The sequence below is a fragment of the Allobosea sp. GW822-FHT05A11 genome (genome assembly GCF_058800455.1).
Genome location: NZ_JBXAMI010000002.1, coordinates 137,408 through 149,655 on the forward strand (window position 1 = coordinate 137,408; position 12,248 = coordinate 149,655).

Sequence of the window (12,248 nt, forward strand, 5' to 3'; positions counted from 1 at the left end):
CCACATTTGAGACAACCAATAGGTGGGGCTCTCTGCCCGATCAAGCCAGCTTGACAGTAATTTCACTCTATGTGAACGTGATGAACAATAATTTCATGCAGTCTGAATGTGAAGACACCTCAGATCGACATGGAGCTTAGAGGGTAGACCGAAATTCACGACCATTTCCGTCGCGCTGGCGACGAAAGGAGGATGTTCGATGTCCAATCCAGACGTCCAGGCTGACGGAAGCGGTTTGCTTCATCCTCAGCGCAGGAACGTGCTCTTGGGGCTGATCGCGGGGGCGAGCCTGCCCCTTCTGCCGGCGACGGCGCAGTCGTCGCCGCGCCGAGGCGGCGTTCTGAAAGTGGCCACTTACACGCAGAGTACCAACGATACCTGCGACCCAGCGAAGTTCGTGCAGGCTGGCGACTACATTCGAGCACGGTGCTTCTACAACACCCTGACCTGGATCAATCCCGAAGGGGGCGCCATCCCCGAGATTGCCGAGTCGTTTGGCCCTGTCGATGCATCCCAGAAGCTTTGGCAATTCAAGCTAAAGTCGGGCGTTACGTTCCATGACGGCTCAGCCCTAACCGCCGAAGACGTCCGCTTTTCCATCCTGAGACATAAAGCAGTTGCCTCCGCGGCCAAGCAGATCGTTGCGAACGTGGCCGATGTCAGGGTCGATGCTCCGAACTCCGTTGTGGTGGAGCTCGTCGCTCCGGACGCAGACTTCCCACTCGTCATCGGAACCTATCATTTCTCGATTGTCCGTGATGGGACCACCGACTTCACGCAAGCCAATGGCACGGGCCCATTCCGGGTGAAAGAATTCAGGCCCGGACTGCGCACATCGGGTACCCGTTTCGAGAATTATTGGAGACCTAACCTTCCATATCTCGACGGCTTTGAGTTGTTCACGATCCTCGATCCCGAAGCTCGGGTGAATGCACTCCTTGCGGGTGACGTTCACGTCGTCAACGAACTGCGCGGTCCGCCCATCGACCATGTGGAGAAATCCTCGGTCGCCAAGCTCCTAGTGACCCACACGCGGCGCATCACTGGCATCGTGTACCGCATGGATCTCGATCCCTCGTCCAATCTGGAGTTCAGGCTGGCGATGGCGCATCTGATCGACCGGAAGCGCTTCCTTGAGACAGTCCTCAAAGGCAGAGGGGTTATCGCGAACGACCACCCGTTCATGCCTGACACTCCGTTTTACAACGCAGATCTGCCGCAGCGCGCGCTCGACCGCGACAAAGCCAAGTTCCATTTCTCGCGATCGGGGGTCGGAGCGACGCCGATCGAGGTTCACGTCAGCGATGCCTCGTCGTTCAGCATCGACATCGCTCAGTTGTTGCAACGAGAAGCCAGCCGCATCGGCTTGAATCTCGATGTCAGGCGAAATCCTTCTGATAGCTTCTACAACAACGTATCAGGCTTCCGGCCGGTCAGCGCCAATACAATGAACCCGCGGCCCACCGAGGGCATGAACCTCAACTTGAGCTGGCGCTCGGGAGCGCCGTGGAACAGGCCAAGATTCACCAGTCCGGAGGTGGACCAGCTCATCGACAAGGCAAGCGCCGAGGCCAACGTTAAGGCGCGCAAGGAAATGTACGGACGGATTCAGACCCTAATCTACGAGTCCGCCGCGATGACAATCCCGTCTTTCATCAGCTACGTCGACGGATTGTCTAACAAGGTCAATGGCTTGTCCGCTCTGCCCATAGGCTCGCTCAGCGGGTACGACTTTGCCAACAGCGCATGGCTCAGCGAATGATGCGCCACGCCGGGAGAGCTTCATGATCAAACTGATCGGGCTGCGCCTATCGGCAGCCCTCGCGACCTTGATCGTTCTGTCGGCGGTCATCTTCTCTGCCACGGAGATCCTGCCTGGCGACGTGGCGGATCTGCAACTCGGGCAGTACGCTACCAAGGAAAGCACCGAACAGCTGCGCAGGGAGCTCGGTATCACAGGTACCGCGGTGGAGCGCTATGGCCGATGGCTCATGGGCATCGTCAAAGGCGATTTCGGCATGTCGACGACCACCCGCGGCCCCGTTTCGAACCTGCTAGAGGAGCGGCTTTGGAACACGACCGTCCTCGCAGGGCTGACCGCAGCCATCGCCGTCCCAATCGCAGTGCTGCTCGGCGTGTTCATGGCGCTGTACGGGGGGACGCTGGCGGAACGGCTCATGTCGACAGTCGTGATGGGGTTCGCGGCCGTGCCGGAATTTCTGGTGGCCACGGTCGCCGTCGCGCTGTTCGCGGTGCAACTGAAATGGCTGCCAGCCGTGTCCTATATCACACCTGGCATGTCATTACGGTCGCTCTCCTTCGCGATGGTGCTACCGATCCTGACGCTGGTCCTGCACATCACGGCCCAGATCGCCCGCATGACCAAGTCGACAATCGCGAATATCCTGACGCTGCCTTTCATCGAGATGGCGGACCTGAAGGGTGTCTCGGCAAGGCGAAAGGTCCTGGTGCACGCCTGCCCGAACATGGCGGGTCCATTGGCCAACGTCATTGCGTTGAACATCGCCTATCTCGTGAGCGGCGTCGTCGTGGTCGAAACAGTGTTTGCCTATCCAGGATTGGCGAGACTGATGATCGACGCTGTGAATGGCCGCGACATGCCGGTCATCCAGGCCTGCGCGATGATCTTCTCGTCAGTCTACATCCTCCTCATCCTGATCGCGGACGTCTCGGCAGCAACCGCAAATCCTCGCCTGAGACGAACCACGCGAGCCTAACCCGCGAGCAACCGCTCGCCGACGGCAACGCAGGTCGAGACAATTCCAGCCCATGGCGCGTCTATGAAGTTATACAGGATTTCCTCCGTTCGTCCGGGAATCGTCGTTAGCGCCGGAATTCTGGCGTTCTGGCTCGTTGTTGCCGTTTTCGGATCGTTTCTCCTTCCCCACGATCCAACCGACTTCATCGCGGATGATGCCTTCGCCGATGCCGCAGGCGCCCTCCTCGGTACCGACCACATGGGCAGGGACATCGCCTCGCGATTGCTGGCCGGAACGCAGTTGACCATCGGGATGAGTGTCGCGGCCGCAGCCCTCGCTCATTTGATCGGCGTCACCCTCGGGATTTTCGCTGCGGTGAAGGGCGGATGGATCGACGCGGTAAGCAGCCGCTTCGTCGACGTCATCCTGTCGGTCCCCAAGATCATCGTTGGCCTCGTGGTCGTCGCGGTTCTCGGGCCGTCCCTGTCCGTCATCGTCATCATGACTGGCAGCGTCTATTCGGGCGGCGTGTTCCGTATCGCGAGAGCGCTCGCGCGCGACATCGTCGTGCAAGATTACATCAAGGCTGCGACCGCCCGCGGCGAAGGCACATTCCACGTCATGGTTCGGGAAATTCTTCCCAACATCGTCGGCCCGTTGGCCGTCGACTTCGCCCTCCGGGTGAGCTTCGCCATCCTGTTCATCAGTAGTCTCGGATTCCTGGGATTGGGCGTCCAGCCTCCCAAAGCCGACTGGGGGACGCTTGTTCACGACAACATATCGGGATTGGCAGCCGGGTCACTCGCGGCGATCTGGCCTGCACTGGCCATCGCGAGCGTAACGATCAGCCTGAACTACCTCGTTGATACGCTCTCAATCGCTGGCGAACATGGACGCAAGCCATGAGAAAGAACGTACTCAGTATTCGAAACCTCACGGTCAAGTCGCAATCAGGCGACCGTACGATCGTCGACGACATCTCGCTCGAAGTCGCCGGGGGCGAGGTGGTGGCACTGATCGGCGAATCCGGCTCCGGGAAATCGACGATCGGCCTGAGCTGCCTTGGACTGATCCGCGCTGGGTTGGAGCATGCGAGCGGAACGGTCGAGCTCGAGAACCGTAGCGTTCTTGCGATGGAGAAGCGCGAACTCCAATCCATCCGAGGGCGGCGTGTCGCTTACGTGGCGCAGAGCGCGGCAGCTTCATTCAACCCGAGCCTGAGGCTGGAACGGCAGGTGCTCGAACCTTCCGTGGCTCACCGGACCCGCGAAGTCGACGATGCGCGGCGGGACGCGATCTCGCTCTACAAGACTCTCCGTCTGCCGCAGCCGGAGCTGATCGGAAACCGATATCCCCACGAAGTATCCGGTGGGCAATTGCAGCGGTTTATGCTCGCCATGGGCATGCTAGAGGCTCCGGCTTTGCTCGTCCTGGACGAGCCGACAAGCGCGCTGGACGTCACCACGCAAGTCGAGGTGCTGATGGCCATGCGGTCGGCCATCGCGCAGCAAGGCACGAGCGCTCTCTTCATCAGCCACGACTTACCGGTAGTCGCCCAAATGGCAGACCGCATCGTCGTGCTCCGCAACGGGCGCATTATCGAGACGGGATCGACAAATACACTGCTCCACGCCCCGGCCGAACCCTATACCCGAGAGTTACTCGCCGCCTTCAGGAAGACCAACGTGCATGCGCGTCAGGCAGGCATCGCATCTGGTCGGGAGACGGTGCTCTCCGTCGATGCGCTCTGTGCAGGATATGGCGCACGCTCCCCGAGCGGCCGGCCGAACATCTTGGCAGTTGATACTGCAAGCTTCGAGCTGGCCCGAGGCGCCGTTTTAGCGATCGTTGGGGAGTCGGGTTCGGGCAAGACAAGCCTCGCTCAATCCATTGCTGGATTGCTGCCCCGCTCCAGCGGCAGCGTCAGATTGAACGGCAACCAGTTGAGCGCCTCGCTTTCCGGACGCAGCAAGGATGAGCTACGCCGCGTCCAAATGGTCTTCCAGATGGCCGATACCGCACTCAACCCTAAACACACTATTGGCAGGACGCTCGAACGGGTGCTCCAGCACTTCTTCCGCATGCCTTCATCGGAGCGAAAGGCCCGCGTGAAGCAGTTACTCTCATTGGTACAACTGCCTCCGGATATGGCCGAGCGATACCCTCGTCAGTTGTCGGGCGGCCAGAAGCAGAGGGTTAATCTGGCGCGCGCACTGGCCGCCGAACCCGACGTGCTGATCTGCGACGAAGTCACCTCCGCCTTGGATACGATTGTTTCGGTCGCAGTTCTCGAACTGATCCGCGACCTGAAAGACCGGTTGGGCCTTTCGGTTGTGTTCGTCAGCCACGACCTAGCGGCGATCTCCAGTATCGCGGATCTGACGATCGTCATGAACCGCGGCAAGATCGTGGAAGCCGGCGAGACACAGGCGGTCCTCCGGAACCCCAGCCATCCCTACACGCAGCTTCTCGTTTCATCCGTACCGGAATTGAGGGCGGATTGGCTGCTCGAAGCAGCCCCACGAAATGAGGCCTTGGCGAAGCGCATCGCAGCCGGCGTTTGAAACCAGCGCAGCAGTGGAAAGCAAAGATGACTGAAGGTCTTCGGAATGACGTTGTCGACGAGGTGGGCGCAAGGGGCCGTTCCTCTCTGAAAGCCCTCGAAGGTCAATCCTTCGACGTCCTTGTCATCGGTGGTGGGGCCAATGGTTCCAGCACCGCTCAGCATCTCGCGGCGGATGGTTTCAGGGTCCTTCTCATCGACAAGGGGGATTTCGGATCAGGTTCGAGCAGTCGCTCCAGCCGCCTCCTCGGCAATGGGATGCACTATCTCGCAGGCGGTCATTCGCCATGGGATTTCGTTCTGAAGCCACGCCGCTTCCTCTCTGGGTGCCGGATGGCGCGCTTCGCTCTTTCCAGCCGGGCGCAGATGGTAAAGACCGTGCCCGAACTCCTCGAGAAGGTGAAGTTCTGCTTCCCGCTCTACAAGGACAGCATCTACCAGCCCTGGCAATTCGACGCGGGCATCAACGTCCTGAAGCTGCTCGGCACTGGAGGCGTTGATCTCGGGTACCAGCGGATCTCATCGGCCGAAGCTCGTCGGCGTCCCTTGCTGAAATGGTTGCGCGAACCCGACAAGATCGCGAGTGTCGCAACCTTCGACTATTTCCAGTTTCGCTGGCCCGAGCGGATCGTGGTCGATACGGCGTTGGGTGCCGAAAAGCTCGGCGCGACCATTCGTAACTACACCGAGGCCGTCAGCTTGAAGCGGGTCGAGGACCAGCGTTGGCATGTCGTCCTGCGTGATGGGGTCGACGGCACGAAGGTCGAGGTGAACGCGAAGATCGTGATGAACATGGCCGGCATCTGGATCGATCAGGTCAACGGCCGCAGCACCTCCGCGAAGGTGACCCGCAAGATTACCGGGACTAAGGGCATTCACATCGCCTTCAGACTGCCCCCGGAATGCAAAGGCGCCAGCGTTACCTGGCAGAACCGGCATAACGAGCACATGTACGTGCTGCCTTGGCATGACCATCACTATGTCGGCCCCACCGAGGTGCCGTACGAAGGCAATCTGGACGACATCCACCCCACGGAAAGCGAAATCGCATGGGTGATCGATGAGGTCCGTTACATGCTGCCCGAGATGCCCTTACGCCGCGAGGACGTATTGTATGCCTGGGCCGGCGTCAGGCCTTGGACGTCAGGGCCGAACGCTCCGAAGGGCTTGCGAGAACGCGTTCTCCACGACCTGAGCGACGAGGGAATGCCCGGCGTCATGGCTCTGACAGGGGGCCCGCTAATGAGCCATCGCTCGGCCGGAGCCGATGCGAGTGCGGCGGTGGCGCGGATGCTGAAACCATCGGGGCCGGCACGCCAGATCGACTATTCCTCCAACCGCTTCAAGGACGACGGAACGTCACCCGCCCTGATCAACTCTGAGCCCAGGATCAGCGTGGCCGAGATTCGCCACGCCGCCGCCGCAGAGCACCCGGTGACACTGACCGATCTTCTGTTCCGCCGCGTGCCCGCCGGGTGGACGGAGCGAATGGGCCTGCAGCTCGCTACGAATGCAGCGGAAGCCGTGGCCGATATTATGGGTTGGGATGAAAGCCGCGTCGCAGCAGAGATCGACGGCTTCCGGAAGCACGTCCAACACCTCCACCTGCACGCCGAGTGAATGATGGCCAGCCGTAACGTAGTGATAATCGGCGCTGGCATCATCGGGCTCAGCATTGCCTGGAAGCTTATGCGTGCTGGACACAAGGTCTCCGTTGTCGATCCGGAGCCGCCCGGAATGGGAGCCAGCTACGGGAATGCAGGGGCCATCGCTTCGAGCGGCGTCGTGCCACTCGCTTTGCCAGGCATCGCACGCTCGATTCCAAAGATGCTGATCGACAGAAGCAGTGCCTTGCATGTGCCGAGCACTTACTGGGCGCGGGCCCTGCCTTGGTTTCTTGGATTTCTGCGGGCATCGCAGCCCGGCCGCGTCGATGCCGCATCGCAGGCGCTGCACGATCTGCACTGGAACGCAGTCGAGCTACACCAGTCCGTCGTCGAGGAGATCGGTGCGCCGGAGCTAGTCGAGCAACGCGGCCATTTGTATCTGTACAGAGGCGAGGAGCAGCTCGCTAAGGACAGGATGTCTTGGGAACTGCGTCGCCGGCATGGCGCTCGCTTCGAGACGATCGACAGGGAAGGGATCAGATATCTCGAACCCTCGATCGACGCTGCATATACGCTAGGCGTCTTCCAGTCGGAACTGGCACATTGCATCAATCCGCATCGCTATTGCCAAAAGCTGGCCGAGGCGCTCGCAAAGGGCGGCGCCACAATCGCGCGTGATAAGATCGTCGAGCTGCACATCTCCGACGGCAAGGTGGTGAGCGCGCGCGGCGCGGCGGCAACCTATCACGGCGATGAATTCTGCCTCGCGGCGGGCGCCTGGTCCGCGGAGCTGCTGAAGCCCTTCGGCCTGTGGCTGCCGCTGGAAAGCCAACGCGGATATCACATCATGCTGCCTAACCCGGGCATCTCGGTGAACAGATGCATCGTTCCAGCCGACCGCAAGGTCTTCATCACGCCGATGGAAGGCGGGTTGCGTGTCGGAGGAACCGTCGAGTTCGGCGGCCTAGCACGAGCCCCGAATGCGTTTCGGGCCGCATTGCTGGAAGACGACCTCCGGCATGTTCTGCCCGGCGCCTCGATGCAGGGCGTGGAGGGCTTCTGGATGGGCCACCGGCCCTGTTTCCCCGATTCCCTTCCGGTAATCGGACGCAGCCGCGAATTCAAGAATATGGTCATGGCCTTCGGTCATGGCCATTTGGGCCTGACCGGGGCGGCGAGCACCGCCAAGCTCGTCGAACGCCTGCTCGCGCAAGGGGCGTCGGCAAATGGGGACCTCGCAGCCTACTCGCCCGACCGTTTCCGCAGCCGCTAGGTCGCCGCGCGTACTGCAGGACGCGCGCGCATAACGAGCTATCTCATTGGCATTACATCGAACTTTCTCAACACGGAATCCACCTTTCAGTCCGATGCCATAGGGCCCCTGCCGGCCGCACATCCGCTCACCTCATCGCCGGGTGCAGCCGGGGGGCGGAATCCTTTCCCTGCTTAGGAGACTTTCATGAATCTTGCTCGACTGATGCCGACCCCCATCATGCACCGCGTCGTTCCCGCGAACGGAACGCTCTCGATCGGCGGCATCATCGCCGACGACAAGACGCTGCCGATGGCCGGCCAGACCACATAGGTGCAGAAGAAGCTCGAGGCTATCCTCGAAGCCTCCGGTAGCTCGATAGGCCGGCTGATCTCGACCACCATCTACATCACGCGGATGGAACTGAAGAGCGAGATGGTGCGATAGGCGCGCGACTGCATTACCTCCGGCTTCTGACCTCGGCGCCAGCAGAGCACCAATTCATTCATGAATATAGCGCGACGATCTGGATGAGCGCGCGTATTGTCTCACCCGGCGATGTTCCCCAAGTTTGGCAGCGTTTTCCTCCTCAGGAGGCCCCCGAGCGCGCATCGGGTCGACCCTCCGTTCGCTCAATACCGAACACGAGCGCGGAAGCCATTGCGCCGCGCCAACCTTTCAGTCGCCGCTGGATGGTCCGAAGCAGGGCGTCAGGATATCGTCCGGGACAGATGGTTTGGAGGCGGCCAGAAGATCGCCGCCAGAGCGCGACGGGTTAGCCTCGAACTACGCTTGCAGCTTGTCGTTGACGGCGGCGAGAGGGTCAGGACGGCGTCGATCGCGCTTTTGCGTCGGGTTGCTGTGCGCGGTCGGGGCCTCGCCGGCCTGCCAGGTCACGCGCAGCCTAGGAATGCATCGATCGGAACGGGCGCGACTTTCATCCCTGGAGGCCGCGCCATCCGCGATCGCCGTCAACGACCCCTGCAGCTCCCGGATTTCGGCAAGCAGCCGCACGGGATCGAGATCGGCGCACAACGCCTCGACTCGACTGCGGATATCTTGGCTGGGCGCGGATCCCCCATGAGCCGATCGCAGAGCGTCATCGGCGGATGGTGGCGCTTGCCCCACCATTACTCCGTTGCGATCCTTCTCCATCCGCCTGAACGAAGGCTGGAAGGCGTTCACGAAGAGTCGCGTCGTCGCGTATATCCTACATCCTTCTTCTCTTAGCGAGCGGTTGCCCTGTGTTGCGCCGCGCCCTGGAAGCGCACGATATTCATCGCCTGAACCGGAACGACGCAGTTGTTCGAGACGATCAATTCCGCCAGCACGTGCCCCACGGCGGGTCCCAGATAGAAGCCGTGCTGGGAAAAGCCGAAGGCGTGCCACAAGCCGGGCTGCGTCGAACTCGGCCCGATGACCGGAAGACCGTCTTCCGTCTTTCCTTCCAGGCCGGCCCAGCAGCGTATCACGCGTGCCGATCGCAAGGCAGGATAGACCTCGGCCGCCGCCCGCAGATTATAGCCGAGCAGCCCGTAGTCGAGATGCGCCAGGCCGCTCTCCAGATCGGGGGTCCCGGTGTAGCCACCGCCGATCACGACCGTGCCGTTCGGGAATTGCTTGATAGACAGGCGCCGGCGGGTCAGCCCGATCACCGTGTGCATCAGAGGCTTCATAGGCGCGAGAACGGTCATCATCAGCGCGAGCGGCGTCAGAACGACCGGCTCCCCAGCCCAGGCCGCGATCCTGTCTCCCCAGGCGCCGGCGCAGTTCACCAGGATCGCGGCCCGGAAGCATTCGCTTGCCGTTTGCACCTGCCAGGCGCCGCCGGCCCCGCTCACCCCGGTCACCTCGGTGTGCTCGCGAAAAACCGCGCCGAGGCTTTCCGCCTTGCGCCGAAACGCCTGTACCGTGCGCGCGGGCAAGGCGAAACCGCATTCGGGCGAGAAGATGCCGGCTACGCAGGTGTCCGAAAGATGGGGCTCTCGAGCGCGCATCCCGGCCTGGTCGAGATGCTGCTCGGCGATAGTGCAGTGGTCGCGCACGCCCTTCGCGACGGCATGGAGCGGCTCGATATCGGCTGGCGTTTCCGCGATCTTGAGATGGCCCACCTGCCGGAAGCCGCAGTCGTCGTCAATGATTTCGGCGATCCGGTGCCACATCCGGAGGGTATGTTCGGCGAGCGGCAGCTCCTGGACCAGGCGCGGAATATGGTGGACGCTGCCGGCATTGACGCCGGAGGCGTGCCGCGCGGTGACGTCCTTCTCCAGCACCAGCACCTTGAGACCCCGTGCGGAAAGCTGCATCGCGACCGAGCAGCCATGGATGCCGCCTCCGACCACGATGGCGTCGGGATGAGACGTCATGCGCGTTTGCCGCCGGCTGCGGCACCCCGGGGCACGTAAGCCGGAAGCGCTCCTTCCGCAGGCAGTTCCGCCACGCCGAGACCGACCAGCTCGGAGACCGCGATCGGCTTGATCGGGGGACGGATGCGCAACTGGCCGACATCGCGCGGTTCGAGCCCCCGCGCCAGCGCGACGATCTCCTGCACGGTCGGTTCGCAGTACCGCCCCTGGCAGGCGCCCATCGCGCAACGCAGGCGCGACTTGATGCCGTTAATGTCCGGGGTAGTCGTCCGGGCCTCGTCCCTGATCCGCGCGACGCTGACCTCCTCGCATCGGCAGGCCAGGGTGGCGGCGTCGGCGGGAACGCGGAAGGGGGCCGGCGGCGCGTAGAGCGCGTCGATGAAGCGCCGCTCCCTCGTCGCCCTGGCCAGCGCCGCATGAGAGGCGCGCGCTAGGCTCGAAAGCGCCGGAGCCGATAAGACGCCGAGCGCGACGGCAGCATCGAGGCCGGCGAGCCGGCCGGAATGTTCGGCGGCGCGAGCGCCCAGGACACGGGCTCCATCGCCGGCGCAGGCGACGAGGCCATAGGGCTCCACCGGGACGGGGCGCCAGTAATGGCCGCTCTCGTCCCAGGCGTGATCGAGCCGCATCGCGCGTGACAGATGCGTGTCGGGACGGATACCCTGATGGATCAACAGCAGCGAGGCTTCCATCGTCTCCCGCCGGCCATGGGCCTCGTACTGCACCGCCTCGAGATGCTCCGTTCCCAGCGCGGCGAGCGCGATCACGCCGCGAACCACCGGAATGCGCGCCTGCCGGATCCGGGCGAGCAGCCTCAGCCCTTTGAATGCCAGCGGGCCAGCCGCCAGGGCGGCGGGCAGATGCAGCGCGCCGGCCAGCCAATGCGAGCGTGGCGTCGTGTCGAGGATCGCCGCGATACGAACGCCGCAGGCATGGTACTGTGCCGCCAGAAGCAGGAGCAGCGGCCCCGTTCCCGCGAGGACGACCGGCCTCTCCGGAACGAGCCCGCCGGTCTTCAGCAGGAGCTGGGCGCCGCCGGCCGTCATGACGCCCGGCAAGGTCCAGCCGGGGAAGGCGAAGGGACGTTCGAGCGCGCCGGTCGCCAGCACGATGCGCCGCGCCCTGACGCGGCGGCTGGTCTCGCCGTCGCTGACATAGAGCGTGCCGTCGCGGGCGATGTCCCACACCGTCGAGCTCGGACGATATCGCGCGGGCGAGGCGCGGAACCGTTCGATCAGGCGACGGCCGTCGGCGTGGTCGCTTCCGGCCACCAGCGCCTGCGGCTGCGTCCCGGCCTCGACCCCGGCATGGATCTGGCCGCCGGCATGAGGCTTCTCGTCGATGACCAGCGTCTCGACGCCGAGCTCGGATGCGGCGATGGCCGCGCTCATCCCGGCCGGGCCGGCACCGACGATGGCGAGATCGATCTCCTCGCGGGTGGCGGAAGCGTCAGACATCCGGCTGCCTCTCCACGCGCATGCCCTCGGCGACGAGCGTCATGCAGGCGCGGCGCCCTTCGCGTCCGTCGATCTCGACAATGCATTCGAAGCAGGAGCCCATCAGGCAGAACGGTCCGCGCGGAGCACGGCCGACATGGGAGGTTCGGTTGGCCTGCTTGCCGGACAGCAGAAGCGCGGCAGCGACAGAGATGCCGGCCGGCACTCGGCGGACCTCGCCGAAGATGCTGACCAAAACGCCTGGTCCGGCTGTGGCTGCGAGGGGCTTGAACGGCATGGCGAA

At 63.1% G+C, this 12,248-nt stretch carries 12 protein-coding genes; 7 read left to right on the forward strand and 5 right to left on the reverse strand.

What is annotated here, in order from left to right; genetic code table 11:
• Positions 1-199: 199 nt before the first annotated feature.
• The 7 genes from AC1RLU_RS06035 to AC1RLU_RS06065 all read left to right on the forward strand — a co-directional run bounded on the left by AC1RLU_RS06035 (position 200) and on the right by AC1RLU_RS06065 (position 8,475).
• The gene (locus tag AC1RLU_RS06035) at positions 200-1,762 is read left to right on the forward strand and encodes an ABC transporter substrate-binding protein (RefSeq protein ID WP_492794463.1); all 1,563 of its coding nucleotides are present in this window, start codon (positions 200-202) and stop codon (positions 1,760-1,762) included.
• Positions 1,763-1,784: 22 nt separating this feature from the next.
• Complete coding sequence (locus tag AC1RLU_RS06040) at positions 1,785-2,738, forward strand: ABC transporter permease (protein ID WP_492794464.1); 954 nt, start codon at positions 1,785-1,787, stop codon at positions 2,736-2,738.
• A gap of 63 nt (positions 2,739-2,801) precedes the next feature.
• A complete protein-coding gene (locus AC1RLU_RS06045; RefSeq protein WP_492794465.1) occupies positions 2,802-3,626 on the forward strand; it encodes an ABC transporter permease in 825 nt (274 codons plus the stop codon).
• A complete protein-coding gene (locus AC1RLU_RS06050; protein WP_492794467.1) occupies positions 3,623-5,284 on the forward strand; it encodes an ABC transporter ATP-binding protein in 1,662 nt (553 codons plus the stop codon). Before AC1RLU_RS06045 ends, AC1RLU_RS06050 begins: the two co-directional genes overlap by 4 nt.
• A gap of 26 nt (positions 5,285-5,310) precedes the next feature.
• Complete coding sequence (locus tag AC1RLU_RS06055) at positions 5,311-6,903, forward strand: FAD-dependent oxidoreductase (protein ID WP_492794468.1); 1,593 nt, start codon at positions 5,311-5,313, stop codon at positions 6,901-6,903.
• 3 nt (positions 6,904-6,906) lie between these two features.
• Positions 6,907-8,163, forward strand: a complete 1,257-nt coding sequence (locus AC1RLU_RS06060; RefSeq protein WP_492794470.1) for an NAD(P)/FAD-dependent oxidoreductase — start codon at positions 6,907-6,909, stop codon at positions 8,161-8,163.
• A gap of 186 nt (positions 8,164-8,349) precedes the next feature.
• A complete protein-coding gene (locus AC1RLU_RS06065; RefSeq protein WP_492794471.1) occupies positions 8,350-8,475 on the forward strand; it encodes a hypothetical protein in 126 nt (41 codons plus the stop codon).
• A 256-nt stretch (positions 8,476-8,731) separates the two neighbouring features.
• On the opposite strand, the gene AC1RLU_RS06070 is transcribed toward AC1RLU_RS06065, so the two are convergent.
• The 5 genes from AC1RLU_RS06070 to AC1RLU_RS06090 are packed head-to-tail and all read right to left on the reverse strand — an operon-like array spanning position 8,732 to position 12,242.
• Positions 8,732-8,875: a hypothetical protein gene (locus AC1RLU_RS06070; protein ID WP_492795228.1), complete on the reverse strand. Its 144-nt coding sequence runs from the start codon at positions 8,873-8,875 to the stop codon at positions 8,732-8,734.
• Positions 8,876-8,928: 53 nt separating this feature from the next.
• Complete coding sequence (locus AC1RLU_RS06075; protein WP_492794472.1) at positions 8,929-9,327, reverse strand: hypothetical protein; 399 nt, start codon at positions 9,325-9,327, stop codon at positions 8,929-8,931.
• Between the two features lie 41 nt (positions 9,328-9,368).
• The gene (locus AC1RLU_RS06080) at positions 9,369-10,508 is read right to left on the reverse strand and encodes an NAD(P)/FAD-dependent oxidoreductase (protein WP_492794473.1); all 1,140 of its coding nucleotides are present in this window, start codon (positions 10,506-10,508) and stop codon (positions 9,369-9,371) included.
• Positions 10,505-11,965 carry an FAD-dependent oxidoreductase gene (locus AC1RLU_RS06085; RefSeq protein WP_492794474.1) on the reverse strand — a complete coding sequence of 487 codons (1,461 nt, stop codon included), beginning with the start codon at positions 11,963-11,965 and terminating at the stop codon, positions 10,505-10,507. The genes AC1RLU_RS06080 and AC1RLU_RS06085 overlap by 4 nt, the downstream gene beginning before the upstream one ends.
• Complete coding sequence (locus AC1RLU_RS06090) at positions 11,958-12,242, reverse strand: (2Fe-2S)-binding protein (protein WP_492794475.1); 285 nt, start codon at positions 12,240-12,242, stop codon at positions 11,958-11,960. The genes AC1RLU_RS06085 and AC1RLU_RS06090 overlap by 8 nt, the downstream gene beginning before the upstream one ends.
• Positions 12,243-12,248 lie beyond the last annotated feature (6 nt).

Coding starts and splice junctions, on each gene's coding strand:
- AC1RLU_RS06045 (WP_492794465.1), top strand. CDS start 2,802: ATGAAGTTATACAGGATTTCCTCCGTTCGTCCGGGAATCGTCGTTAGC.
- AC1RLU_RS06090 (WP_492794475.1), bottom strand. CDS start 12,242: ATGCCGTTCAAGCCCCTCGCAGCCACAGCCGGACCAGGCGTTTTGGTC.
- AC1RLU_RS06050 (WP_492794467.1), top strand. CDS start 3,623: ATGAGAAAGAACGTACTCAGTATTCGAAACCTCACGGTCAAGTCGCAA.
- AC1RLU_RS06055 (WP_492794468.1), top strand. CDS start 5,311: ATGACTGAAGGTCTTCGGAATGACGTTGTCGACGAGGTGGGCGCAAGG.
- AC1RLU_RS06065 (WP_492794471.1), top strand. CDS start 8,350: ATGAATCTTGCTCGACTGATGCCGACCCCCATCATGCACCGCGTCGTT.
- AC1RLU_RS06040 (WP_492794464.1), top strand. CDS start 1,785: ATGATCAAACTGATCGGGCTGCGCCTATCGGCAGCCCTCGCGACCTTG.
- AC1RLU_RS06035 (WP_492794463.1), top strand. CDS start 200: ATGTCCAATCCAGACGTCCAGGCTGACGGAAGCGGTTTGCTTCATCCT.
- AC1RLU_RS06080 (WP_492794473.1), bottom strand. CDS start 10,508: ATGACGTCTCATCCCGACGCCATCGTGGTCGGAGGCGGCATCCATGGC.
- AC1RLU_RS06060 (WP_492794470.1), top strand. CDS start 6,907: ATGGCCAGCCGTAACGTAGTGATAATCGGCGCTGGCATCATCGGGCTC.
- AC1RLU_RS06085 (WP_492794474.1), bottom strand. CDS start 11,965: ATGTCTGACGCTTCCGCCACCCGCGAGGAGATCGATCTCGCCATCGTC.